Here is a 24,663-nt window from a genome sequence, read left to right as displayed (position 1 = left end):
TTGTTTCTTGTATGCAAAAGGGCGATGCCGTGGCACCGCCCTTTACTTGTTTTTGAATTGGTTATAACTACTTGGCGTAGCTTATTGCTCTCGTTTCCCTGATAACGGTAATTTTTACTTGTCCGGGATATGTCATTTCCGTTTGTATTTTCTTAGCAATATCGTAGGATAACTCTTCGGCTTCTTTATCAGTAACCTTTTCACTGCCCACTATTACACGCAACTCACGACCAGCCTGTATGGCGTAGGTTTTCAAAACACCGGGATAATTTAATGCAAGTGTTTCCAAATCTTTCAGTCGCTTGATATATGCTTCAACCACTTCGCGACGGGCACCGGGGCGCGCACCTGAAATGGCATCACACACCTGAATAATTGGTGCAATCATGGTTGTCATCTCCACTTCATCGTGGTGCGCACCAATTGCATTGCAAATATCAGGTTTCTCTTTATATTTCTCAGCCAGCTTCATACCAAGAATGGCGTGTGGCAATTCCGGATCCTCATCAGAAACTTTACCAATATCATGTAACAAACCGGCTCGCTTGGCTCGCTTGGCATTCAGTCCCAGTTCAGATGCCATCAGGGCACACAAGTTAGCGGTTTCACGGCTATGCTGTAATAGGTTTTGCCCATACGATGAGCGGTATTTCATCTTACCCACCAGCTTGATTAACTCGGGATGCAAACCATGAACGCCCATGTCAATGGTTGTCCGTTTTCCGGTTTCAATAACCTCTTCCTCAACCTGTTTGCGTACTTTATTCACCACCTCCTCGATACGAGCCGGGTGAATACGGCCATCGGTAACCAATTGGTGTAGTGCCAAACGGGCAATTTCACGACGCATGGGGTCAAAAGCTGATAAAACAATTGCTTCAGGGGTGTCATCCACTATAATTTCAACGCCTGTAGCTGCTTCCAACGCCCTAATATTTCGTCCTTCACGACCAATGATGCGACCTTTAATCTCGTCAGAATCAATATGGAAAATGGTCACAGAATTTTCGATGGCAGTTTCAGTTGCCACTCGCTGTATTGTATTCAGCACAATTCGTTTGGCCTCTTTGTTGGCATTGATTTTGGCGTCGTCCATGATGTCATTGATATATGACATAGCTTCTGATTTTGCTTCGCCTTTCAGAGACTCCATAAGGATTTCCTTGGCTTCGTCGGCAGACATGCCTGAGATGGACTCGAGCTTATCAATCTGCTGCTTATGAAGTCTTTCAAGTTCTTCCTCTTTGCGTTCAACCAGTTCAAGTTGTGTATCCAAATTCTCACGAACGGTATCAACTTCTTTCTTCTTGCGCTGATATTCTTCTAATCTCTGAGATATGGCTAGCTCTTTCTGCTTCAACCGATTTTCAACGGCCAATACTTTGGCGTTTCTACTGTTAATCTCCTTCTCATAATCAGCTTTCAGCTGCAGAAACTTCTCTTTGGCCTGAAGGATTTTGTCCTTCTTAATTACTTCAGCTTCTGATTCAGCCTCACGAATTATTTTTCGTGATCGGGATTTCATTGCCTGAACAATGATGACCCACGTGGCTAAACTGCCGCCAATAAAGGCCAATACTCCTATTAGTATGTTCATTACTTTGTCGTTTAATTTGAGTTATATATACTAAAAACGCACCTCTCCATGAACCTATAAGCCGATGTAATAGCATGTTACACCAGATTAATTCAAGGAAAAATGCGGGTTTATTGTTCGTAAGCCTTAAAACACTACTCCTCTGACAGAACCTGATCGAGCTTCTGATCCAACAAAGCGACGGCATCCAAAACGGGTGTCGCATCCTGAGTGGTTTCAATTTCAAGGGCTTTAATCACGTATTGCAACGCGGCCATGGCAAGAAAATCCTGTACATCCTTGTCGTTATAGCGCTGCTTATACTGTAATACCTTATCGTTAATCAGTTTAGCTGCTTTTCGGATCCGCTCTTCATCATCACGGTCAACACGCAACGGATAATACCGGTCAGCCACATTTACACGTATAGATAGTTTGTCATCCATATTATGCTATTAACGATTCAATAAAGCAATACATTTATCAATTTCCCGCACAATTTGATTTATCCGAAGCTTCGTTTCGCGAACATCTTCGCTGGAAGCCTCTAACGTCCTGGCCATCTTTAACTTATTGAAGCTATCTTCAAGTAATGCATAAGAAGAGGCAGCTTGCTCCAATTGATTTGTTAACTGATCGATTCTACCACGCAACATTTTAGTCTCCTCTTTTTCAGCGCGATAACGTTCAACCAATTGATCAATTTTCTCTTCTAATTTTACGACCAGATCGATGTTTGGATTAATCATGTTTCTTTATTTCCATCACAAAATTAACATTGGTTTTAAAATTAAGAAAAAAAGTGATACACTTTTATTTTTTTTAAATGCAGCATTTGTTTACCCGAATAGGGAAAGTAGCAATTAATCCTTACAGAATAAAGGATATAAGTGATTTTTATTGCCATTAAAAAATATAACTTTGCAGAAAAAATTTTTGAAAAATCTACTTCAACCACACAAATGGCTGCCGGTTTCGGTCAAGGAGATGGAAATTCTTGGTTGGGAGCAGGCCGATGTTGTTCTGTTCACCGGTGATGCATACGTTGACCATCCGGCATTTGGATCTGCAGTTATTGGCCGGCTTCTCGAGTCACTTGGATTAAAAGTGGTTATTGTACCGCAACCTAACTGGAGAGATGATTTAAGGGATTTTAAAAAGATGGGTCGCCCCAGACTGTTTTTTGCTGTGACTGCCGGTAACATGGACTCTATGGTTAACCACTACACAGCAGGCAAAAGATTACGCTCTGATGATGCTTATACGCCTGATGGCAAGGCCGGCTTCAGACCGGATTATGCCACATCGGTTTATTCACGTATTTTAAAAGATATTTTTCCGAATGTGCCGGTTGTGATTGGTGGCATAGAGGCCTCTCTGCGCAGACTCACACATTATGACTATTGGAAGGATCAGCTGATGCCGGGTATTTTACAATGGTCGGGTGCCGACTTGCTAATTTATGGCATGGGAGAATCCCCTTTGCGTGAATTGGTCAGGCTATTGGAACGGGGAGTACCTTTCAGTCAGCTCAACACCATTCCACAAACGGCCATTATTAGGCCAGCGGAAGAATCAATTCCCAGCCATAAAAAATGGGATAGCATTGAACTGAATAGTCATGAAGCGTGTCTGGCAGATAAGAAGAAGTATGCTGCAAACTTTAAACACATTGAGGTAGAATCAAATCGCATGGATGCAGCCAGACTGCATCAGATTTGCGGCAATGACAGAATCATTGTTAATCCGCCGTACCCCCCAATGAGCGAAGCACAACTTGATGCAACGTTTAACCTGCCATATACCCGATTGCCACATCCAAAATATCAGAAAAAAGGGCCAATTCCCGCTTATGAGATGATTAAACACTCGGTTATCATGCACCGAGGTTGTTTTGGTGGATGCAGTTTCTGCACCATATCGGCACATCAGGGGAAGTTTATTACATCCCGTTCCAAACAATCCATATTGGATGAAGTAACCAAAATCTCTGAAATGGATGATTTTAAAGGATACTTATCTGATTTGGGAGGCCCAAGTGCCAATATGTACAAAATGCAGGGGCATGATCTTGATATTTGCAGGAAATGCAAGCGCCCTTCGTGTATATACCCTTCCGTATGTTTTAACCTGAATACCTCACATGAACCGCTTATTGATGTGTACAAGGCAGTTGACAAAATTCCCGGGGTGAAAAAATCATTTGTTGGAAGCGGTGTGCGGTACGATCTGTTTCTGAACCCAAAAGCAAGCGAAAAAGAACAAAAAAGTCACAATGCCTATGCGCGCGAGCTTATTACGCGTCATGTATCCGGGAGGTTAAAGGTAGCTCCGGAACACTCATCAGATAAGGTGCTTAAATTGATGCGCAAACCGGGGTTTCATCTATTCAAAGAGTTTAACAAGTTGTTTCATGAGATAAATGCAGCAGCAGGATTAAACCAACAGTTAATCCCATACTTTATTTCAAGTCATCCGGGTTCAACGGAGAAGGAGATGGCCGGACTTGCCGTGGAAACTAAAAAACTCAATTTTAATCTTGAGCAAATTCAAGATTTCACGCCAACACCGATGACAGTTGCCACTGTAATTTATTATTCCGGTTATCACCCTTATACCCTTGAGCCAGTGTTTACTGCTCAATTAAAAAATGATAAATTAAACCAGCGTCGATACTTCTTTTGGTATAAACCCGAAATGCGACAAGAGATAACATCGAGCCTTAAAAAGAATGGCTTACAGTCACTGGAGAAAGAACTCTTTGGTAACAACACAGTTGCAAAATCAAAAAATGAGAAAATGCCAAACCCTAAGCACAAAAGAAAACAATAGACAGGCAACTATCATCATTTTTTTATAATATTAAGTAATGAAACCAATTTTGAAAATATGCGAAAACAATTTATGGCATTAGCCTTTACTGCTTTTATTTTAAGCAGTTGCGCTGAATTACTTCAAGTAGTTCAAACAATTGACAGCGACCGTCCCTTAACCGAGACTGAAGTAGTTTCAGGCTTGAAGGAAGCGTTAAAAGTTGGAACTGACTCGGCTGCCCGTCGCTTATCGCGTATCAACGGATACTATGGTGACGAAATGATAAGAATATTACTTCCTCCCGAAGCGGCCGTCATCACTGAAAACATACATCGGATACCGGGTGGTGAAAAAATGCTTCAGGATTTAATTATCCGCATAAACCGCTCGGCCGAAGATGCGGCAAAAGAGGTAACCCCCATTTTTGTGAATGCCATCACACGCATGACCATCCGCGATGGATTTAACATTCTAAAGGGAGATAAAAATGCTGCCACGCAATATCTGAAAGCGAATACGTATGAACAGCTCAAAAACCTTTATCAGCCAAAAATTAAAACATCTCTCGACAAGGCGCTTGTAGCAGGCATCTCTACCAATGAAAGCTGGGAAACATTAACCTCCCAGTGGAACCGTTTGGCAGGCTCAATGGCAGGCCAAATTGCAGGATTAAACAAAGTTGAAGTGGAATTGGAAAGCTATCTGACGCAAAGAGCGCTTGACGGGTTATTTGTCAAACTTGCTTTGGAAGAGAGTAAAATACGCACCGATCCTATGGCAAGGGTTAATGACATCCTTAAACGGGTGTTTGGCTCTAAAGAAGCTGCCAACTAGTACAATTTACCCTGCCAGGTATCGCGCTCAGACAATCTTTTGTCTACCAACCGCACAAACTCAAAGTTTTTGAGTCCCCATTTGGGTGCCAGAAGCAGATTGTGCGGTGCCTGGCTGGCAAATCTTTCCATCACAATATCAGGTCGAACGCGTTCCAAAAAGTCAACAACCAGCTCCACATACTCTTCTACTTCAAACACCCTGAAATTCTCAGGATTCTGAAGAAAGGCTGAACCAAGTTGTGAGCCCTTCACATATTGTAACTGATGCACCTTTAAATAATTGATGGGTAGATCAGAAATTCTGCTGGCATGCATCAACATCTCCTCACGGGATTCGCCTGGCAAGCCAAGAATAAGATGGGCTCCGGTAGAGATGCCCATGTCAGCTAATCTGGTTACTGCATCGCGGGTACTTTTGAAATCGTGGCCGCGATTTACACGGTTTAGTGTGATATCGCTGGTTGATTCAACGCCGAGTTCAATGGTGACATGGGTTCTTTTATTCAGTGCGGCAAAATAATCCAACACATCAGGTGGTAAGCAATCCGGGCGCGTACCAACTATTAATCCGATAACTTCTGAATGCGTTAATGCTTCGTCATACAAATCAATTAGTTGCGACAACTCACCGTAAGTATTTGTATAAGCTTGAAAATAGGCAAGAAACTTAGCCTCCGGATGCCTTGCCCTGAAAAAGGAGATGCCTTTTGTGATTTGGTCGGACACAGACACTGCAGGTTGACAATAGGAGGGTTTAAAGGACTCATTGTTACAGAATGTGCATCCACCTGTTCCTTTTGACCCATCGCGATTGGGGCATGTAAATCCGGCATGTATGGATATTTTCTGAACCCTTTCATTAAAAAGTTTTCGAATGTAGGTACTGAAATCGTTATATCGTCGCTCGTGACCCCAGGCGTATGACATCTCTATCTGTTTTGAGTCGCAAAGATAAGAAAATATATGCTATCCCATTTTTCCAAACCCGCCCCAGTGGTTCAGACCGGCTGAAGAGACTTAACATCTTCACATAATACACTGTATGAGTGAGAAATAAGGCGCATAACCTCAACGTTTTCTGAAAAAGCATTATTCATCTCCAACTCAATACCAGAATAAAGATTGCCAAACGTTTTGCGTAGCGCTACCACGTGTCCATCCGCTTTGCCACTGTAAGGATAGTTAAAGCGTACTCTGATTCCCGGAATGGTGGACACAAGTATCTGCTTCCATTGTTTTGCTATCTCTTTTTCCATTCCATGACGCGGATCATAGAGAAGACCTATGTCGGCATTGCGAGTAACATCGTTTAGTACCGGGGTAAATGAGTGCACTGAAACATGAAATACCATCTCATTGTTTTGAACCACACTGCCAACAGCATCAGAAAAAGCGTTGCGGTATGGCAGATAATATTGCCTTACTATCTCATCTTTAAGCGAATCGCTTATACTTGCAGTGTACGTTGAAAATAACTGTCGGTGATGTAAACTACGATTTAACTCTATCAGCAAACGGGACACTTCATTGTAAGCAGAGTGGTGTGTATATGCGCTATCCATCATCCTAAAGAGCTTGAGCGCACCCGGATCCCACCCTCGATGACTTGACAAAACATGTTCTGCATCCTTAAAAAGCAGGGCATATTTTTCTGGAATGTGACAACCTCCGTGCTCACACGAGAGAAAAAACTTCATGAAACACAATTAAAGAGTTGGTTGGTAATAAGTGATTCGGATAACTGGCGGTATATTTTCATCTGCCTTTCGAGTGAAGTATCACCATTTAACGCATTGATTATGCGTGAACTTAGTGTTCCTTTCTCAACAATAAATGCAACATCATTAAAAGACTCACTATCCATCTCCATTTTCAAAAGGGGCAACAGATATTTCCACAATTCACTGGCAGTAACAGGTTTATCTGGCATTCCCCACAATTTGAGATATTCAGGATTGTGAATAATGGCGTCTTCCCCATGCTGAATCGTATCAAGTAAAATATCATAAAGGCGGTGCTCACTCCATGCCTGTTGGGCTTCGAGAGGGATAAAATCACCTCTGGTAAGCTTCTTAAGCAGAGCCACAATACACGCTACAATTGCCAAATCAGCCCGTGGGCACTCCTGTATATCAATAAGCCTAATCTCAATGGCTCCGCGGTCAAAACGGGCTATAGCGCCCCGCGAATTGAGAAATTGATACTCCAAAACCCCATCCTTGTCATACGGCGTAATGTCATCCACAATTTTTTTAAAAATCCGCTCATGATACTCATTTTGCGAAAAAACGGCTTCAGGCACTATTTTCCCGGCTATGGATGGAATTTTATCCTGATTGTGTCTGTAGGCCTCCAGCCGACTGTCAATAAATCCGGTTAAACGGCCATCTAAAAGCGGGGTGCTGGCCGAGATAGCCGGAATCAGTGGCAAAATCAGCCTTATGGCTGCATGAAGTATAGCAAACTCTTCATCGCCGGAAAATGGCAGGTTGATGTGCGTGCTTTGCAGATTACTCCAGCCGTGACCCCTGCAATCAAATATCCGGTTATACAATGCATAAATCTCATTGTATTCATGTTCCCAAAGCTTTGTTTCAGTAAATGGATTCATCCACGGATGGGCGCCGGATGGCAGAAGCATTGCGTTGTATTGCAATAGGATATCATTAATTTGCAATACATTGGTATGAAAATGGCTATCAAGCCCTTCGAGAGTGTTAACAGGCCCGTTTGTTTTCAGTTCAACCACATGGTTTACAATCTCATTTGACCAGGCAATTGCGCCATTGTCGTAATCAGACACCAGTTTTCCGGCTGCGTGTGAAAGTAACTTATCACAAACAGGTTTTACAGCAAGAGTCTCTCTATCAACAATCATATACTCTAACTCAACACCGATTACTTCAAAAAGCGAAAATGTTTTTTTCAGACCACTGTTCATATTTACATGATTATAATTGAGTTAGGAGTAGTGTTATAACACACTAGTTTAATGAGACACCAAACTTAAAAGATGCTCCATTACCATGGTATATAACTTGTCGTGCAATAAGGTATCCTCTACTCCGGCATCTATATTTGGATTGTCATTAACTTCGATGATGTAAGCTTTACCATTCACATCCTTAACATCAACGCCATACAGTCCATTGCCTATTAATCTGGTGGCTTTAAGCGCAGTTTCAATAATGTAGGGAGGCACATCCTTTATCTCGAAAATATCAAAATTTCCTGTCACATCACCTTTTTTCTTACTCTCCCAGTTATATATCTGCCAGTGGTCTTTAGCCATGTAGTATTTGCAAACAAAAAGCACCTGGCTATTCAAAACTCCTACGCGCCAATCATAATTTGTAGGTAAAAATTCCTGAGCAATTAGTAAATCTGAGCTCTTCATCATCTCCTTAACTTTCACACGCATCTCATCAGATGAGCCAACTTTTACAACCCCCTGAGAAAATGATGAATCGGGAATTTTTATCACGCACGGAAAACCAAGTTTATGCTCCACACCCTTCACATTGTCGCGATGAATGATTATGGTTTTTGGCGTTGGGATGCGGTTGAGTGTTAACAACTCTGCCAAATATACCTTGTTGGCACATTTAAGTATCGATTCGGGTGAATCTATTACGGCGAGGCCTTCGCTCTGAGCACGTCTTGACATACGATAAGTATGGTGATTTACCGAAGTGGTTTCACGAATAAATAAGGCATCAAACTCACCAATCCTGTTGTAATCATCTTTCGATATTATCTCAACGTAGCAACCAAGTTTCTCAGCAGCTTCAACAAAATTAAGAATTGCTTTCTTATTTGATGGTGGCGCCTTTTCGTCGGGATTAACCAATATTGCCAGATCATACTTGTATTTTCCAATTTTAGCTTTGTCGTAGCGCTTAAGGTTAAAATAGCTTCTGGCAAATCCGTTTACAAGCTCAAGGTGATGTTCCGGTATCTCTTTAAAAGGAATTGTTTTAACCGATTGTATCTCCCACTTCTTACCATTGAGCGCAAACCTGGCTCTTAAGAATGGTACTTGAAACAGTTTATGGAGCTCACGCGCCAGCTTGTCATATTGAGGCGATACATTGTGACCAAAATAGACACTCAATATAAACTCTTCTGAGCGTATGTGTTTAAATGATTTTTGAATAAGCAAATCCAAATCATCGGATACAGACTTTACAATTCCCTGAGCTTTTAGATCTAATATATTTTTAACTGATGGTATTACTTTCTGGCCACGCGCTTCTGCGAGTAGTGAAACATAGTATCCGCGTGTCTGGTAGGCATAATCATAGCAGAGATTGAAAACCCGCACATTTTTCATTCGGGCGTACACTGCTTCCTCCAGATAAGCTTTTGGGGAGATAACCTCAACCCCGGGAATTTCAATTACCCACTTTTGTGGATTATTGATTACAATAATTTTTTTCATGAAAACTCGGTAACAGAAAGGGTGTTTGAATTAATTACGTGGTAATACCATTAACATATTGGCATCATAAGTTACGATGCCCAGTAATATAGAATTAAGAAGACGGTTTATGTCAACTTCATAGTAGTTTTTCCCGGAAATAGGGTTCTCCTTGTAAGGATCGGCTACAAACACAGTCGTATCAGTCATGCCACACAACACAACGAAATGCCCCATTGGCTCTCCTTTGATGTCATCAAAAACAGACCTGTTTTTGCGATTTGTATATTCACGCTTGGAATTATATAAATAGGTGGCACTTAATCCGGTTAATATGGGCACATCCTTATCAAAATAGTGTTTAAAGATGTCTGATTTCAGATCTTCAAACAGGATCTCGCCACCCAATTTTAAAAATGTCTGATATGCCTTCGTGGCACGATTAAATCTCTTCCCGCTTTTATATTCAAGTTGTTTTTCGAGCAATGATATCAACTCCTCATTATCCAATCCTTTCCATGAGGGGTCAAAAACCTTTAGATTATATGAATATATACGAGCATCAAAACCCCTTTTCAACGCATCAATACCAAGCATCACAGCAAGCGTACCTCCACCCTCAAAAGAATAAACCGAATTAATCACATCCTCCAGGCCAATTTCGAGCCCGTGAAACCGGTATACGGCATGCAAACTCGTTGGTCCACATGTGGTATCATCGGGTTGGGGTAAAATCTTGATAAAATTATCAGGCCTCATATTCACTTAATCGATTAACTATTAAAACAATGGAGGAGCAAAAAAACCTGTTCAATAACTACCCAAATGAACGCTTTTTTTTGAATTGATGGGTAATAAAAGGCAGCTTTTTTTGAGCAATTACCTACTTTTGCATAAAATAGTCAAGTCTCTATGCATCTCTTTTATGAACCAGAGCTTCTTACCAACAATGGTATGCTCAATCCCGATGAATCACATCACTGTATCCGTGTGTTACGCCACGTGGCAGGTGACCATATAAAAGTTATTGATGGAAAAGGCAACCTGTTCACATGCATCATTACCGATGCCAATCAGAAAAAATGCAAAGTGGAAATTGAGCATCGCCAAACACAAGCTCCTGTTGACTATGTTACCCACATTGCTGTAGCACCTACCAAAAACATCGACAGACTGGAGTGGTTTCTGGAAAAAGGTACTGAAATTGGAATTGAGATAATTACCCCATTACTGTGCACTAATTCGGAACGCAGAATAATTAAAACCGAAAGACTGGAGAAAGTGATAACATCAGCCGTGAAGCAATCCCTCGATTTATGGATGCCTCAACTCATGCCACTGTCAGATTTCGAGACATTTGTAAAACAACCTTTTGAAGGTGATAAATTCATTGCCCACTGTCGCGATGAGAACGATACACATCTAAAACTACAATATACGAGAGGAAAAAGTGTTACTATTCTGATTGGTCCGGAAGGAGATTTTACCGAACTTGAAATTGAACTCGCACTTCAAAATGGCTTTAAACCGGTCACATTAGGCGCCAAACGTTTGCGTACAGAAACAGCGGCATTGGTGGCCTGTCACACCATCAGGCTTATGAATGAGTAGTTAGCAAGTGAAATGCAGGTGTTATCTGCCAAGCATATTTCACAAAGAATAATATTTATAAATAATCCTTCAACGTTCTATTTGCCAAATACTCACGCAACTCAAAAGACACCTTGTGCGACAAATCGCCCAAGAGGCAACTACCGAAAGGACACTGGGACTTATCAGCAGGACATGAATGCACCTGAAACCGTCCTTCGATGGCTTCATAGATATTAAGAAGGGTAATATCTTCAGGTTTTCCTTTTAGAAGAAAACCACCAGAAGGACCACGATTCGATGAAATGTATCCATCTTTTGCCAGTCGCTGAAGTATTTTTGCCACATGATGACGGGAACTGTTTATTTTTTCAGCAATCTCCCCAACATTCATCACCTGCTCGGAGCGAGCTATCAACACAATACTATGAAGTCCAATGGTGGCAGCTTCGGTTAAGGCAACAATATTTGCCATGATATCGATGATTGGGTTAAATTAAAAATAATGCAAGCCCTGCAGCACAAACATACAGGGCTCACATTTATCTGTATTTCAATATTATAAAGACTGCTCCAGGCGCAAGGTATGGGTAGTAGTATCACATACTTCACTTGGTCCAAAATACTGAATAGGACCTGGGTAAACATACATGGTACCAATTGCCCATTCTTCTCTGCATGACTCAAGTTTCTGGAAAGGCTTGCCGTCCAACATAACCAGAGCCTTCTGAATTACAGGCTTCATGTGTCCATGACGCTTTTCCATGTTCATCATCATGGTTATTGGCGCACCACCCGCTACCCATTGGTCTGCAGGCTTGGTAAGATTTTTAACCGATGCCATATAACCAGTTTTTCCTTCCGAAATCAGCAAAGAAGCAGTATAACCCAGACTATAGCAATAGTCAGCATCAAAATTGGATGGGGCGGCACAGCGGCCTTCATATCCAAAAAAGTGACCCTGACCGGCAAATTTACCGGTGAACTCACCTGCCTTCTTCATCTTTTTCAACTTGGCCTTCACCATGTCGATAAGCATCTTCTCTGTCTCAATCATTGATACCTGAACGTTTCCGTGTGGGTCACGATCCAACATCAGCTGGTTGGCAATGTTATTTGGTAAGCTTTCAAAAACCAAAGCCGATTCCTTGCTAAGCTTGGTGGCAATAAAATCGCGACGATCTTTGTTTGATTCCAAAACGGCAACCTCAGACTCATGCTTTGCGAGAAGATCATTTAGCTCAGCGATGAGTTTTTTCATTGCAGGCACAAACTCAACAATACCTTCCGGAATCAATACAGTACCAAAGTTCTCACCATTCTCGGCACGGCGCACAACTACATTGGCAATGTTGGTAACAATGTCATCCAAAGTCAATCCCTTTTTCTCAATCTCTTCTGAGATAATGGTGATGTTTGGCTGCGTTTGTAAAGCACACTCCAGCGCAATATGTGAAGCGGAACGTCCCATCAAGCGGATAAAGTGGTAGTACTTTTTAGCTGAATTGGCATCACGCTGAATGTTTCCAATCAATTCGCTGTACGTTTTACAAGCAGTATCAAAACCAAATGATGTTTCAACCACTTCGTTTTTAAGGTCACCATCGATGGTTTTGGGTACACCAATAACCTGGATTCCGGCTTTCTTTTGAGCAAAATACTCGGCCAACACGCACGCATTGGTATTGGAGTCGTCTCCTCCAATCACTACCAGTGCATTAACGCCCAAAGCTTTGCAATTCTCAATCACTTTGATAAATTGCGCTTCTTCCTCCAGCTTGGTACGTCCTGAACCAATTATGTCAAATCCACCGGTATTGCGGTAATGATCCACAACTTCCGAAGTCAGTTCAATATACTGGTTATCGACCAGACCGCTGGGGCCTCCAAGAAAACCATAAAGTTTATTCACCTTGTTGCACTTAAGAAGACCATCAAACATACCTGAAATAACGTTATGTCCTCCGGGAGCCTGACCACCCGACAATATAACGCCTACTTTCACAGCCGGATACTGTTTTGCTTCTGAACCTGGTTCAAACGTTATTACCGGCATGCCATAAGTATTCGGGAACATCCGCTCAATTTCAGCCTGATCGGCTACTGATTGGGTCTTAATTCCTTCAACAATTTTCACATTGCCTTTTAACGATTTAGGCAATTTGGGAATGTAACTTTCCCTTGCAATCTGAAGTGGACTTTTAATCATCATTAGGTGTTTTAATTATATTTCTGTTTTTCTCTGTTCTAATCTGCTCTGCTTCTCAAATTGATTCATTTTTTATAAGGTATCCTGCGCAGATAAGTAGATAGTTAGAAGTATTATATTACCCACTAAATCAGAGATTTTGACATCTTCCAAAACTCACAAATCTCGTCTGTCTTCCATCTGAATATCTTAATCTGAATAAAACCAATGCAAGGTTTGAGAAAGGTATTAATATTGCCTTCTACAATAATGAAATGAAATGCAAATTTGAGAATATTTTTCCAAACATAAAAAATTGAACGAACCATATTTTAAACTGAAAGTTCCATAAGGGGAAATTATCTGACATCTAATATAAGTTTCCCTAATTTACGCTCATTTTTATGTATATTTGAGACCATTTTTTTCTATAAAACGTATGCCTACATTTTCAATAATCATCCCGGTATTCAACCGATCCGAAGAGCTTGAAGAATTGCTTGAAACCATATCAACCCAAAACTTCAGAGATTTTGAAGTTGTGGTTGTGGAGGATGGCTCGGATCAGCCCTGTGAACATGTAGTGGATAAGTTTAAAAACAGTTTCCCAATAAAGTATGTGGTGCAGGAAAACAAGGGTCCAGGTCCTGCTCGCAATACGGGTGCTGACAAAGCCGCAGGCCGATGGCTTATTTTTTTAGATTCAGACTGCATGCTTCCTGCTGATTATCTTGACTTGGTAAACCACGAGACCGAACGTGAAGATTTTGATTGCTTTGGAGGTCCTGACAAGCCCCATCCATCGTTCAACATCAAACAAAAAGCCATTGGTTATGCCATGAGCAGTGTACTCACCACCGGTGGAATACGCGGTGCCAAAGAGAATCTGGATATTTTCTATCCCAGAAGCTATAATCTGGGTGTGCGAAAAAGCGTATTTAAAGTACTTGAAGGATTTTCGGAGATGCGCTTTGGCGAGGATTTGGACTTCAGCATGAGACTCCTAAAAAAGGGCTATTCCACCAGACTAATTAAGCCGGCATTTGTGTTTCATAAACGACGTAACAACTTTCGTTCTTTCTTCAAACAGGTGTACAATTCCGGAATTGCACGTATAAATCTTGAAATCAGACACAAAGGCACTTTAAAACTGGTGCATACACTCCCATCACTGTTTGTTCTTGGGCACATTGGGATTTTTGCTCTCTCATGCCTCAATCCTTTTTTCCTCCTACTTTTATTAGTGGTACCAACGGTGATTTATCTCCATGCCCTCAACGAGACCAAAGAGCATAAAACTGCATTTTGGGCTATTCCGGCCGCTTTTACCCAAACATTTGGATATGGACTTGGATTTATAGAGGCTTTGATTTTAAGGAAGCTTTTAAAGCGTAACGAGTTTCACGCTTTTCGGTCAAACTTTTATAAATAGTTGATCTCACTAATTTCGCGATAAACGCATAACCGACATGCGTTCAGCCTTTTTCTTCAGAAGCTTTACTGTTCGTTGAGATGGTGATGGGAACAACATTTTCAGCTCCTCATCGCTGAGTTGCAGAATTAATTCCCTCAGAATATGCCCCTTTTGGTTGAGCAAATAGAATCGTTGACTGGTAGAGTTCCCCATCCGTGTTGCCGTTAGTTGTGATATTTTTATAACGACATCTTTGGGAATATATTATAAAATGTATTTTTTTTGTTGCGAATAAAACTCTCCCTGCTGCAACATCGCTTGATTTATCTACTGATAAGAAGCAACATAAGTTGCCAAATAAGTCAAGATACACTCTCTGCTTCCAGACGTTTTAACTTATTGGATGAAATATGAAAACTGCTGAAGCCAGATTTTAGAATAATGAGAATTAAACGAAGATAAATCAGAACCTTTCAGAAATTATATTTCTGTAAGCACCAGATTTTTATCTTCCATCATCTTTCGCAAATTAATCAGCGCATATCGCATTCGCCCCAAAGCTGTATTAATGCTCACATTGGTTTCATCGGCAATCTCCTTAAAGCTCAATCCCATATAGTGTCGCATCTTCACTACCTCCTTCTGATTGTCAGGCAGCAATTCAACAAGGTTGGCCACATCTTTTAGTATCTCATCATGTACCAATTGCTCTTCGATGCTGGCGTCAGAAAATTGCGTATGATTGAAGATGTCCTTTGCATGATCCTCGTTGTAAACCATAGGAAAATGCTTCTGACGGCGGAAGTGATCAATGATAAGATTGTGTGCAATACGCATTACCCAGGAAGCAAAACGTCCTGATTCTGCATACTTGCCACGCATAATGTTAAAATGAACCTTTAGGAATGCATCCTGAAAGATATCCTCAGCAAGTTCTTCTCTTCGAACCATCAGAAAGATATAGGAGAATACTTTTTGTTTGTGACGATCGATTAAAACGTCAAAACATTTTTGATTACCGGATACGAAATCTCTAACAAGTTCTTCGTCCGACAGGTTAAATAAATCTGTCATGCTTCTACTGTAAAGTTTTAAACTTGTAAAGATGTTCCGATAGGCAGTGTGATTAAATTATTACACTGCGAATAAATGAAAAAATGTCAAAAAAACCAAAATTTTATACGCGAATTTATGCGTTAGAATAAAAAACATCAAAAAATCAGTCAAATAGAGGCATTTGTTGCTCCTAAAATGGAGCTTCGTAATTTATAGAACAACTCAATGGTGCCACTTTTCAATATAGTTTGGTATCTTTGCCGGGTTAATGATTTTGTAATTCGATGTATTAGATAAAAGCGTTAACTGATGGCATTTATGCATCAACAACGAAGATTACTACACATTGCGAAGCCAATATCGCCAAATAAAAAATCATAAGAGCGTGAAACCGACCATTCCAAACGCACATTCACATATTCTCATTAAAGGTGCTCGGGTACATAACCTGAAGAATATCTCTATTTCCCTCCCACGCAACCGTTTTGTGGTGATAACTGGTGTTTCTGGGTCTGGTAAGAGCTCTCTTGCCTTTGATACACTCTACGCCGAAGGCCAAAGGAGATATGTTGAGAGTTTGAGTTCATACGCAAGGCAATTTCTGGGCAGAATTGACAAACCCGAAGTGGATTACATTAAGGGTATTCCACCGGCAATTGCAATCGAACAGAAGGTTAACACGCGTAATCCACGCTCTACTGTTGGCACATCAACCGAGATTTATGATTATCTAAAGTTGCTCTATGCCCGAATTGGAAAAACCTTTTCGCCCATATCCGGAGCAGAAGTAAAGCGCCATCATGTAACTGATGTAGTAGATTTTATAAACAGCCATGCCAATGACACGCGCATTGCCATATTAGCACCCATATTTGCATCAGAAGGAAGGGATTGTAAAACACATCTGGAAGTATTGTTGCAACAGGGGTTTAGCAGAGTTGAGTTTAAAGGGGACTTTGTAACCATCGAGGATCTTTTAGCCATCCCGGGGGCAACAGATGATTATTGCGGCAATATCAATCTTTTAATTGACAGGGTAAGTGTAAGCCCCGATGATGATGATAACACCTCCCGAATTGCAGATTCGGTTCAGACGGCTTTTTATGAAGGACGTGGTGAGTGCATCGTTAAAATATACGAGGGGCAGTCGGTCAACACATCTGTATTCTCAAACAAATTTGAGGCAGATGGGATAACCTTTGAAGAGCCAACCGAGCACATGTTTGCGTTCAACAATCCGCTAGGCGCCTGTCCACGATGCGAGGGTTTCGGCAGTGTGATTGGAATCGATGAAGACCTTGTAATTCCAAACAAAAATCTCTCAATTTTTGAAGATGCCATTGCATGCTGGAAAGGTGATGTGATGGGTGAATGGAAGGAAAAGCTCATACGAAGTGCACATAAATTTGACTTCCCGGTACATAAACCCTATTATGAACTTACACCGGAACAACGTAAACTTCTGTGGAACGGGAACAGCTATTTCCATGGATTGAATGAATTTTTTAATCACCTGGAAGAGAGGCTCTATAAAATACAAAACCGTGTGATGTTGGCACGATACCGTGGCAAGACAGTTTGTCCGGAGTGTGATGGCACACGTTTAAAAAAAGAGGCCCGATGGGTAAAAGTAGCTGACAAGAGCATCTATGAGTTGGTGAACATGCCGGTTGAATTACTATCAACCTTATTTAACAGTATTAAACTCGATGCGCATGAACAGAGAGTAGCAAAACGACTGCTTATCGAAATCACTTCACGTATCAACTTTTTAAATCAGGTTGGATTGGGATACCTAACATTGAACCGCTTGTCCTCAACACTTTCAGGCGGGGAAAGCCAGCGTATCAACCTTGCCACATCGTTGGGAAGCAGCCTTGTGGGTTCACTGTATATACTTGATGAACCCAGCATTGGATTGCACTCAAGAGATACGCACCTTCTCATTGGTGTACTCAAAAACTTACAAAAACTGGGGAATACAGTAGTAGTGGTTGAACACGACGAGGAGATAATTCGGGCATGTGACGAAATAATTGACATAGGCCCCGGCGCTGGTCAGCATGGTGGAGAAGTGGTCTATCAGGGTGACTTTTCCAATCTAACATCTGTTCCCGACAGTCTCACTACACAATACCTTACCGGCACACGAAAAATTGAATTACCAAAGTCAAGACGCAGTTACACGGAGCACATTGAACTATTGGGTGTAAGAGAAAACAATCTGAAAAACATTACAGTGAAGTTTCCACTTAATGTCCTAACAGTTATTACAGGAGTAAGTGGTTCCGGGAAATCGTCACTCGTAAAAAAGGTGCTATATCCTGCTTTAAAGAAGATTAAAGGAGGATTCGCTGACAAAACCGGTTCGCTTGATTTGCTTCGTGGCAATTTAAAATCTATTCAGGATGTTGAATTTATCGACCAAAATCCGATTGGTAAATCATCGCGCTCAAACCCGGCAACATACCTCAAAGCCTGGGATGAAGTCAGAAAACTGATGTCAGACCAAAAGGCAGCCCAAATGGACGGGCTCAAACCGGCTCACTTCTCATTTAACGTGGATGGAGGTCGATGTGATGAGTGCCAGGGAGAAGGCTCAATTAAGGTAGAAATGCAATTCATGGCCGATTTGGTATTGACCTGCGATAGTTGTCAAGGCAAGAGATTCAAGCAAGAAGTGCTCGAAATTTCATATCATGGAAAAAATGTGCATGACATTCTTGAAATGACCATTGATGAAGCCATTGAGTTTTTTTCGGCATATAATGGTACAACTGAAAAACGGATTGTTGCAAGGTTACAACCCCTGTCTGATGTAGGCTTGGGATATGTCAGACTGGGACAATCGTCAAGTACACTCAGCGGAGGTGAAAGTCAACGGGTGAAGCTGGCTTCATTCCTGGCTCTCGAGAAAAATGCCCCTACCCTCTTCATTTTTGATGAACCAACAACGGGATTGCATTTTCACGACATTCAAAAATTGTTGAAAGCATTCAATGCTCTCATTGAAAAGGGACACTCAATCATTGTGGTTGAACACAATATGGATGTGATTAAATGCGCTGATCACGTAATCGATTTAGGTCCTGAAGGAGGCGAGAATGGTGGGCATCTTGTGTATGAAGGCACGCCGGAAGGTCTAGTAAAGTGCAAGGAATCCTACACTGGTCACTACTTAAAACCCTACCTTATATAGATCAGGCATAAATAGTTGAAATCAGCAATAACAACGGAAGGTTACTACAAAAGCACTTTTTGAGTGTTTTAGGATATTTTAAAAAGTTCCGGAGGAACGGATAGTTTTATAAGGCCGGATTTTAATCCGGTTGAAAGCCAAACCATAAATGTAGTAGAGTTCCGGAGGAACGATGCATTTTTACAAACTACCAAGATGTGCCGAGCCTACAGCTTTCTTTGAACATAGACTTCAGCACTTGTATGGACTAAAGGGATATAGTATATTCGGAGCCAAAAACGCAACCGGCTTTTAATAAGCAATATGCACCAAAAAGAAGTAGAAAAAGATTAACCAGAAACTATCTGCGACGACCCGATGCTTTAACGCCAAACATAATGGCTACACAACCACCGGTATAATTATCATTTCCATCATCCGTAACGCGAACCTGAACAATCATAGTTCCAGTTGTGTAAGCAGTAAAATCCCACTCCTGAGCAAAATTATGATCGGCATTGTCGAACACAACGTCCCGGCGATCATCCAGAAGTCGGATACGCAATCTTGGAAGACTTTCTATACCTGCAACAACTAACCGATACTCCTCCCCTTCAAAAAAAGTTTTATAGAGTTCAGCACTTTCGCCCTCCTCCATGTACGCAGCATTGTAGTTACCATCATGCACGAAAGGAGCCAGTTTGGGTTTGGCAATATTACGTGCAAAACTGATACATTGCGCTGAACTGTTAACAGTAAGTGCAAATAAAAACAATAAAAAGATATACCATTTTACTTGGTAAAGCCTCATCCTAAAACAAATTTCTGATTATTAAACATTTCAGGACACAAATTCCGAACGGATTTCCTGAACTTTAGTGACCAGTTTTTTAAACGTCTCTTTTGTAATAAATGTTTCAGCCTCTGACCTGAGTATTGTCATGCCTTGCTCAGGGTGTGTTTCGGCCTGAACGTTCGAGGTTGTAACAATTTTTACTTCATCATAGATATCCTTCAACTCCTGCATACGATCAATGAGATAGCTTATATCGGGATTGCTCTGATGTGATTCTAAGAGACTAAGCACTGTTTGCAATGACAATTTCTGATACACAATTCTATCCACAAGCCGTGGATTGCTATCAAGACTGCCATTTGTTAATTGTGTGGCGATATAAAGCCCTTCAATCCAACCACCCACAAGCACCATAACAGCAATGGCAGGCCTGTCCTGTTCAGTAAGATAGGCATTTGAATTCATGAATGTTTCAGAGATAATATCCATAACCACATCGCGGTTATTCATATTTTCTTCTAACCGGCGAATGGTATGTTCATCGATTGCTTCCATTACACCAAGACGATCAGCCAGTTGGCGGGCAGCACCCATATAATTCAATGTACTCTGGGTTTGGTCAAACAGACTGGAATAACTCATGTCGGCACTATAAATACCGAGGTTCAAGGCCATCTTTAAGTTGGTGTTGTATCGGGAGATATTTCCAATACTATTAAGAAGTTCCGGATCGTATGTGGCACCTGCCCTTTTTATCAACATCGCTGTTTCGAGGGGCGACGGCAGCGAATAGAAGATAAGTTTAGACTTGTTAAAGTCATCCAGTAGCTGATCGTCAATTGATACAGAGCGTATAATCTCTTTCTCTTTGCTCTGTTGATCCTTTTGCTTTTGGCATGTACAGGAACTAAACAAAAAAGTGACCGCTACAAAAGCTATCAAAATATAAAGCAAGCCGGAAAAACCTTTTTTCATGTGTGTATGATTTATTCTTTAATGGGTACAGGCAACATGCCAGAGTCTGTTTTCAATTAATTTCTATATATGACACGTTTGTTTGGTTCAATATTACAATTGCTACATAGATACATTGCAAACACAATATAAACAACTATAATGCAACAACTTGAGTGCAAAAAACAAAATGCACGGGAAATAAAATTACAGATTAAATTTCAGGAACTCAACATAATGGTGCAAAAATCTTGAAAAAATAATAAAAGATTAATTTTTGGATGATATTTTTTAAACGCCAATGCACCTATAGGCAGTCTATTGGACTTGACATTTTCGTTGCTCTTACACACCGAAAAACAATCACATATTGCTCATAATGAGCATATTGAATAAATAATGAAAACAATAAAGACAGGCTAACTTATGTCATAACCTGTCTTTACATTAAAATAGATTGGTGCATTAAGTCTGACTGGCACAACCATGTTAGAATTACTTCAGGTTGTTGAAGCGAGGTTAATCAGACCAATCACGCTTTGTTTCAAAACTTAATAGTCAAAAACGCTATTCAAATTTTGAAAAGTATCTCATAAATTGTGCCCGCTCATACAAAGCAGGGTTCTGAATCTTTCTGTAACTCATGGCGCCTCTGAAATCATCCACCGACTTAAAGCCCTTCTCATCCATCCACAATTCAAGTTTATTGAGCATCCGTGTCACAATTTCAGGCCCATTTTTATAAACGGCTGAACAAACCTGTACCGCTTTTGCGCCTGCCAAAAGCTGTTTAATGACAGCATCCCCATCGTGTACCCCTGTTGAAGCAGCCACATCCAAATTCTTAATCTTGTCGCTTACAATAGCAACCCACCGCAACGAGCGACGAATATCTGCTGGCGAACTAAATACTTCTGCGGCAGTAAGAGTTAGATTATTGATATCAATATCAGGCTCGTAAAAACGGTTGAAAAGGACAACACCCTTAGCGCCTGAAACAGATAATTTGTTAACCACTGCAACCAGGCTGGAAAAATATAACCCCAGCTTCATGGATACCGGTATAGTTACTACTTCGCTAACTGATTTGGCAATCTGATAGTAAAGCTCTTCATACTCAGATGGGTCACTGTTTTTATCCGTATTTACCACAAAAAGATTAAGCTCAATGGCATCGGCACCGGCTTTCTCAATCTGACGGGCAAAATCGATCCACTCATCGGCAGAAAAGCAGTTGATACTGGCTATTACAGGAATGTCAACAGCAGCTTTGGCATCTTTTATCAGTTGAATATACTCCGAAACTGAATTGTTTCGCGAATAGCTGGTAATATAATCCATTGCTTCGGGGTAGTCGAGTCCCTGTCCGGTATACAACACCCGATTCACATCATGATTTATTTGTTCTTCAAACAAGGATTTTAGCACCACGGCACCTGCTCCCGCATCGCGTAGTTTTACTATTTTTTCTACACTATTTGTCAATCCTGAACTCCCGACAATAACGGGGTTCTTAAGCTTCAGGCCCAGATAGGTGGTTTCCAGATTAGCCATATATTAAGTTTTTATGATAGTTTGCTGACAAATTTATCAAATGAAATGTTTCTGTAATGATGCTTGCAACCGAACCATGCCGGTTAATCAATATATCATCATAAATATAACATTTTTTCAACGTATGAATATGCTTCATACATATAAAACATCAACCACAATGTTAAGTAGCGACTCAGGTATAATGGCGTAAACCAAAAATAGCACTGCCAACGCGTACCATAGTAGTTCCTTCTTCAATCGCAATTTGGTAATCATCAGACATGCCCATGCTCACTTCCCGGAAACTAACTGCATCCTTAAAGTAACTATCCTTCAACTCATTAAAGAGTAGTTTCAACATTTTGAACTCCGAGCGAATAACCGACTCATCTTCGGTAAAAGTAGCCATTCCCATCAAGCCTCGTATGTCAACATTCTTATATTGATGGTGCTCTCCAGTCTGAAGCGCCAGTTTCAACTCCTCAGGTGAGAAGCCGAATTTTGTCTCTTCAGAAGCAATGTGTACTTGTAGCAAACAGGGAATAATGCGGTTATTTTTAGCAGCCTCTTTATCAATCACTTTGAGTAGTTTAAAAGAATCTACCCCGTGGATAAGAGAAACAAAAGGTGCGATGTATTTTACTTTGTTGGATTGCAGATGGCCAATCATGTGCCATTCTATGTCGTCAGGCATTTCAGATGCTTTGCCCACGAGCTCCTGAACTTTATTCTCACCAAAAACGCGCTGGCCAGCGTTGTAAGCTTCCATTACCACATCGGCAGGATGGGTTTTTGAAACAGCAATTAAACTTACATTTGCAGGAATCGTTGATTTAATCCTTAAAAGATTCTCTTCAATTGACATGATTAAAATGATAAGTTACCAATTGCAAAGGTAGCCATTTAAGCCGAAATATGCGAAAAAACCGCGTGACGCGGATATTAGTGTCGAGCGGTTTTTAAGCAGTTTCTAAAAAAATTGAACCTGAAACGTTTCTGCATGCTTTAATAAAGCTACTCCAAATCGTGAATTACCAGGCCAGACCTTAGTTTAGGCTCAAACCATGTGGTTTTTGGTGGCATGATGTTACCGGTATCGGCAATATCTGTTAATTGTTTCATTGAAACGGGATAAAGCGCAAATGCAACGCTCATTTCCCCTGAGTCTACCCGCTTTTGCAACTCTTCCAATCCCCGAATGCCACCAACAAAATCAATGCGCTTAGATGTACGCAGGTCTGTAATACCTAATATCTTATCAAGAACGTGTTTAGATAGAATGGTAACATCCAGAACACCAATTGGGTCGGCATCGTTGTAAGTGCCTTTACGTGCTTCAAGTTTATACCATTTACCGCCCAGATACATGCCGAATTCATGAAGAGTTGACGGTTTAAAAACATGCGAACCAATGAGAGTAACCTCAAAACTACGTCCAAGTGCAATCAAAAAATCAGACTCTGACAACCCGTGTAAATCTTTAACTACCCGGTTGTAATCAATAATAGCCAGCTGATTTTCGGAGAAATGTACGGCCATAAAAAAGTTATACTCTTCCTGTCCGCTGTGGCTGGAGTTGGCATGAGCTCTTTCTTGTCCAACCCTTGCGGCAGCTGCTGTCCTATGATGTCCATCAGCCACATAGGTATGTGGCACTTTGGTTGCAAACAACGATTCAATACGCAGGTTAATATCGGACTCCCAAATTACCCAAAACTTATGGCCAAATCCATCTTCACTCACAAAATCATATTCAGGCGCTTGATTGCCTACAATGCCAGCTACAATGTCATCAATTTCAGGTACCGGCTTATAGCTGAAAAACACAGGTTCAAGATTGGCATTATTAACCCGGATATGTATCATGCGATCTTCCTCTTTATCAGGTCGGGTAAGCTCATGCTTTCGTATTACCCCATCAAAATAATCGCTACAGGCAGCACAGCCAACAATGCCATATTGCGTGCGGCCATTCATGGTTTGAGCATAAATATAAAAGTGTGGCTGTTCGTCCTTAATAAGCCATCCATTTTGCTGAAAGCGCTTAAAGTTCTCCACAGATTTTTGATAAACCTCCTCAGAGTGAACATCCACGCCGTGTCTGCAGTCTATTTCGGAGCGTGTGATATGAAGCAGTGAATACGCCTTGCCGGCAGCCATTTGTGCAGCTTCTTCGGCATTCATGACATCATAAGGCAGACATGACAAATCTCTGGCAATATCCTTGGGTGGACGAATGCCTTTAAACGGTTTTACAATAGCCATCTATTCGTTATATTATTTGGTTTAGTAGCACGCATATCTA

At 41.0% G+C, this 24,663-nt stretch carries 22 protein-coding genes; 5 read left to right on the top strand and 17 right to left on the bottom strand.

From position 1 onward, the window contains the following. Window positions 1-67: 67 nt before the first annotated feature. The 3 genes from rny to ALKIM_RS0116040 all read right to left on the bottom strand — a co-directional run bounded on the left by rny (window position 68) and on the right by ALKIM_RS0116040 (window position 2,325). Window positions 68-1,597: a ribonuclease Y gene (gene rny, locus ALKIM_RS0116050; RefSeq protein ID WP_026475530.1), complete on the bottom strand. Its 1,530-nt coding sequence runs from the start codon at window positions 1,595-1,597 to the stop codon at window positions 68-70. 134 nt (window positions 1,598-1,731) lie between these two features. Beyond that, the gene (locus ALKIM_RS0116045; protein WP_026475529.1) at window positions 1,732-2,022 is read right to left on the bottom strand and encodes a cell division protein ZapA; all 291 of its coding nucleotides are present in this window, start codon (window positions 2,020-2,022) and stop codon (window positions 1,732-1,734) included. 9 nt (window positions 2,023-2,031) lie between these two features. Continuing rightward, entirely contained in the window at window positions 2,032-2,325 is a 294-nt protein-coding gene (locus ALKIM_RS0116040) for a hypothetical protein (protein ID WP_026475528.1), read from the bottom strand. A 172-nt stretch (window positions 2,326-2,497) separates the two neighbouring features. On the opposite strand from ALKIM_RS0116040, the gene ALKIM_RS0116030 reads away from it, so the two are divergent. Further along, a complete protein-coding gene (locus ALKIM_RS0116030) occupies window positions 2,498-4,408 on the top strand; it encodes a YgiQ family radical SAM protein (RefSeq protein ID WP_235714439.1) in 1,911 nt (636 codons plus the stop codon). Between the two features lie 57 nt (window positions 4,409-4,465). Then, window positions 4,466-5,224: a DUF4197 domain-containing protein gene (locus ALKIM_RS0116025; protein ID WP_044118024.1), complete on the top strand. Its 759-nt coding sequence runs from the start codon at window positions 4,466-4,468 to the stop codon at window positions 5,222-5,224. On the opposite strand, the gene ALKIM_RS0116020 is transcribed toward ALKIM_RS0116025, so the two are convergent. The 5 genes from ALKIM_RS0116020 to ALKIM_RS0116000 form a co-directional block, all read right to left on the bottom strand. After that, the gene (locus ALKIM_RS0116020; protein ID WP_026475525.1) at window positions 5,221-6,153 is read right to left on the bottom strand and encodes a TIGR01212 family radical SAM protein; all 933 of its coding nucleotides are present in this window, start codon (window positions 6,151-6,153) and stop codon (window positions 5,221-5,223) included. The two genes, ALKIM_RS0116025 and ALKIM_RS0116020, sit on opposite strands and share 4 nt — an antisense overlap. 71 nt (window positions 6,154-6,224) lie before the next feature. Continuing rightward, complete coding sequence (locus tag ALKIM_RS0116015; RefSeq protein ID WP_026475524.1) at window positions 6,225-6,923, bottom strand: N-formylglutamate amidohydrolase; 699 nt, start codon at window positions 6,921-6,923, stop codon at window positions 6,225-6,227. Beyond that, window positions 6,920-8,167 (bottom strand): carboxylate-amine ligase, encoded by a 1,248-nt coding sequence (locus ALKIM_RS0116010; RefSeq protein ID WP_026475523.1) that lies wholly within the window; start codon window positions 8,165-8,167, stop codon window positions 6,920-6,922. Before ALKIM_RS0116010 ends, ALKIM_RS0116015 begins: the two co-directional genes overlap by 4 nt. Before the next feature lie 48 nt (window positions 8,168-8,215). Beyond that, window positions 8,216-9,667 (bottom strand): RimK family protein, encoded by a 1,452-nt coding sequence (locus tag ALKIM_RS0116005; RefSeq protein WP_026475522.1) that lies wholly within the window; start codon window positions 9,665-9,667, stop codon window positions 8,216-8,218. A 30-nt stretch (window positions 9,668-9,697) separates the two neighbouring features. Then, window positions 9,698-10,405: a hypothetical protein gene (locus ALKIM_RS0116000; RefSeq protein ID WP_026475521.1), complete on the bottom strand. Its 708-nt coding sequence runs from the start codon at window positions 10,403-10,405 to the stop codon at window positions 9,698-9,700. A 153-nt stretch (window positions 10,406-10,558) separates the two neighbouring features. On the opposite strand from ALKIM_RS0116000, the gene ALKIM_RS0115995 reads away from it, so the two are divergent. Beyond that, window positions 10,559-11,257, top strand: a complete 699-nt coding sequence (locus ALKIM_RS0115995; RefSeq protein WP_026475520.1) for a 16S rRNA (uracil(1498)-N(3))-methyltransferase — start codon at window positions 10,559-10,561, stop codon at window positions 11,255-11,257. A 55-nt stretch (window positions 11,258-11,312) separates the two neighbouring features. Here ALKIM_RS0115995 and ALKIM_RS0115990 read toward each other — a convergent pair whose 3' ends face one another. Together ALKIM_RS0115990 and ALKIM_RS0115985 are read right to left on the bottom strand one after the other, a co-directional pair. Further along, window positions 11,313-11,711: an RrF2 family transcriptional regulator gene (locus tag ALKIM_RS0115990; RefSeq protein ID WP_026475519.1), complete on the bottom strand. Its 399-nt coding sequence runs from the start codon at window positions 11,709-11,711 to the stop codon at window positions 11,313-11,315. An 84-nt stretch (window positions 11,712-11,795) separates the two neighbouring features. After that, entirely contained in the window at window positions 11,796-13,448 is a 1,653-nt protein-coding gene (locus ALKIM_RS0115985; RefSeq protein WP_235714438.1) for a diphosphate--fructose-6-phosphate 1-phosphotransferase, read from the bottom strand. Window positions 13,449-13,863: 415 nt separating this feature from the next. On the opposite strand from ALKIM_RS0115985, the gene ALKIM_RS0115975 reads away from it, so the two are divergent. Beyond that, window positions 13,864-14,856, top strand: coding sequence for a glycosyltransferase (locus ALKIM_RS0115975; protein ID WP_026475516.1), 993 nt, complete (start codon window positions 13,864-13,866; stop codon window positions 14,854-14,856). 9 nt (window positions 14,857-14,865) lie between these two features. Here the strand turns inward: ALKIM_RS0115975 and ALKIM_RS19955 are convergent, their stop codons facing one another. Next, complete coding sequence (locus tag ALKIM_RS19955) at window positions 14,866-15,051, bottom strand: hypothetical protein (RefSeq protein ID WP_157363950.1); 186 nt, start codon at window positions 15,049-15,051, stop codon at window positions 14,866-14,868. Window positions 15,052-15,318: 267 nt separating this feature from the next. After that, on the bottom strand, window positions 15,319-15,912 hold the full coding sequence (locus ALKIM_RS0115970) for an RNA polymerase sigma factor (protein ID WP_026475515.1): 594 nt from the start codon (window positions 15,910-15,912) through the stop codon (window positions 15,319-15,321). Window positions 15,913-16,279: 367 nt separating this feature from the next. Here ALKIM_RS0115970 and uvrA point away from each other — a divergent pair, with 367 nt between their 5' ends. Then, the gene (gene uvrA / locus ALKIM_RS0115965; RefSeq protein ID WP_026475514.1) at window positions 16,280-19,093 is read left to right on the top strand and encodes an excinuclease ABC subunit UvrA; all 2,814 of its coding nucleotides are present in this window, start codon (window positions 16,280-16,282) and stop codon (window positions 19,091-19,093) included. A gap of 340 nt (window positions 19,094-19,433) precedes the next feature. Here the strand turns inward: uvrA and ALKIM_RS0115960 are convergent, their stop codons facing one another. The 5 genes from ALKIM_RS0115960 to ALKIM_RS0115930 all read right to left on the bottom strand — a co-directional run bounded on the left by ALKIM_RS0115960 (window position 19,434) and on the right by ALKIM_RS0115930 (window position 24,623). After that, window positions 19,434-19,883 carry a hypothetical protein gene (locus ALKIM_RS0115960; protein ID WP_044118023.1) on the bottom strand — a complete coding sequence of 150 codons (450 nt, stop codon included), beginning with the start codon at window positions 19,881-19,883 and terminating at the stop codon, window positions 19,434-19,436. Between the two features lie 30 nt (window positions 19,884-19,913). After that, window positions 19,914-20,843, bottom strand: a complete 930-nt coding sequence (locus ALKIM_RS0115955; protein WP_044118022.1) for a hypothetical protein — start codon at window positions 20,841-20,843, stop codon at window positions 19,914-19,916. 546 nt (window positions 20,844-21,389) lie between these two features. After that, a complete protein-coding gene (locus ALKIM_RS0115945) occupies window positions 21,390-22,376 on the bottom strand; it encodes a dihydroorotate dehydrogenase-like protein (RefSeq protein WP_026475511.1) in 987 nt (328 codons plus the stop codon). Window positions 22,377-22,551: 175 nt separating this feature from the next. After that, the gene (locus ALKIM_RS0115935) at window positions 22,552-23,223 is read right to left on the bottom strand and encodes a YggS family pyridoxal phosphate-dependent enzyme (RefSeq protein ID WP_044118021.1); all 672 of its coding nucleotides are present in this window, start codon (window positions 23,221-23,223) and stop codon (window positions 22,552-22,554) included. 149 nt (window positions 23,224-23,372) lie between these two features. After that, window positions 23,373-24,623 carry a DUF1015 domain-containing protein gene (locus tag ALKIM_RS0115930; RefSeq protein ID WP_026475509.1) on the bottom strand — a complete coding sequence of 417 codons (1,251 nt, stop codon included), beginning with the start codon at window positions 24,621-24,623 and terminating at the stop codon, window positions 23,373-23,375. Between the last annotated feature and the right edge of the window lie 40 nt (window positions 24,624-24,663).

The organism is Alkaliflexus imshenetskii DSM 15055 (assembly GCF_000517065.1).
Lineage (GTDB): Bacteria > Bacteroidota > Bacteroidia > Bacteroidales > Marinilabiliaceae > Alkaliflexus > Alkaliflexus imshenetskii.
This window is presented reverse-complemented; position numbering and strand designations above follow the sequence as displayed.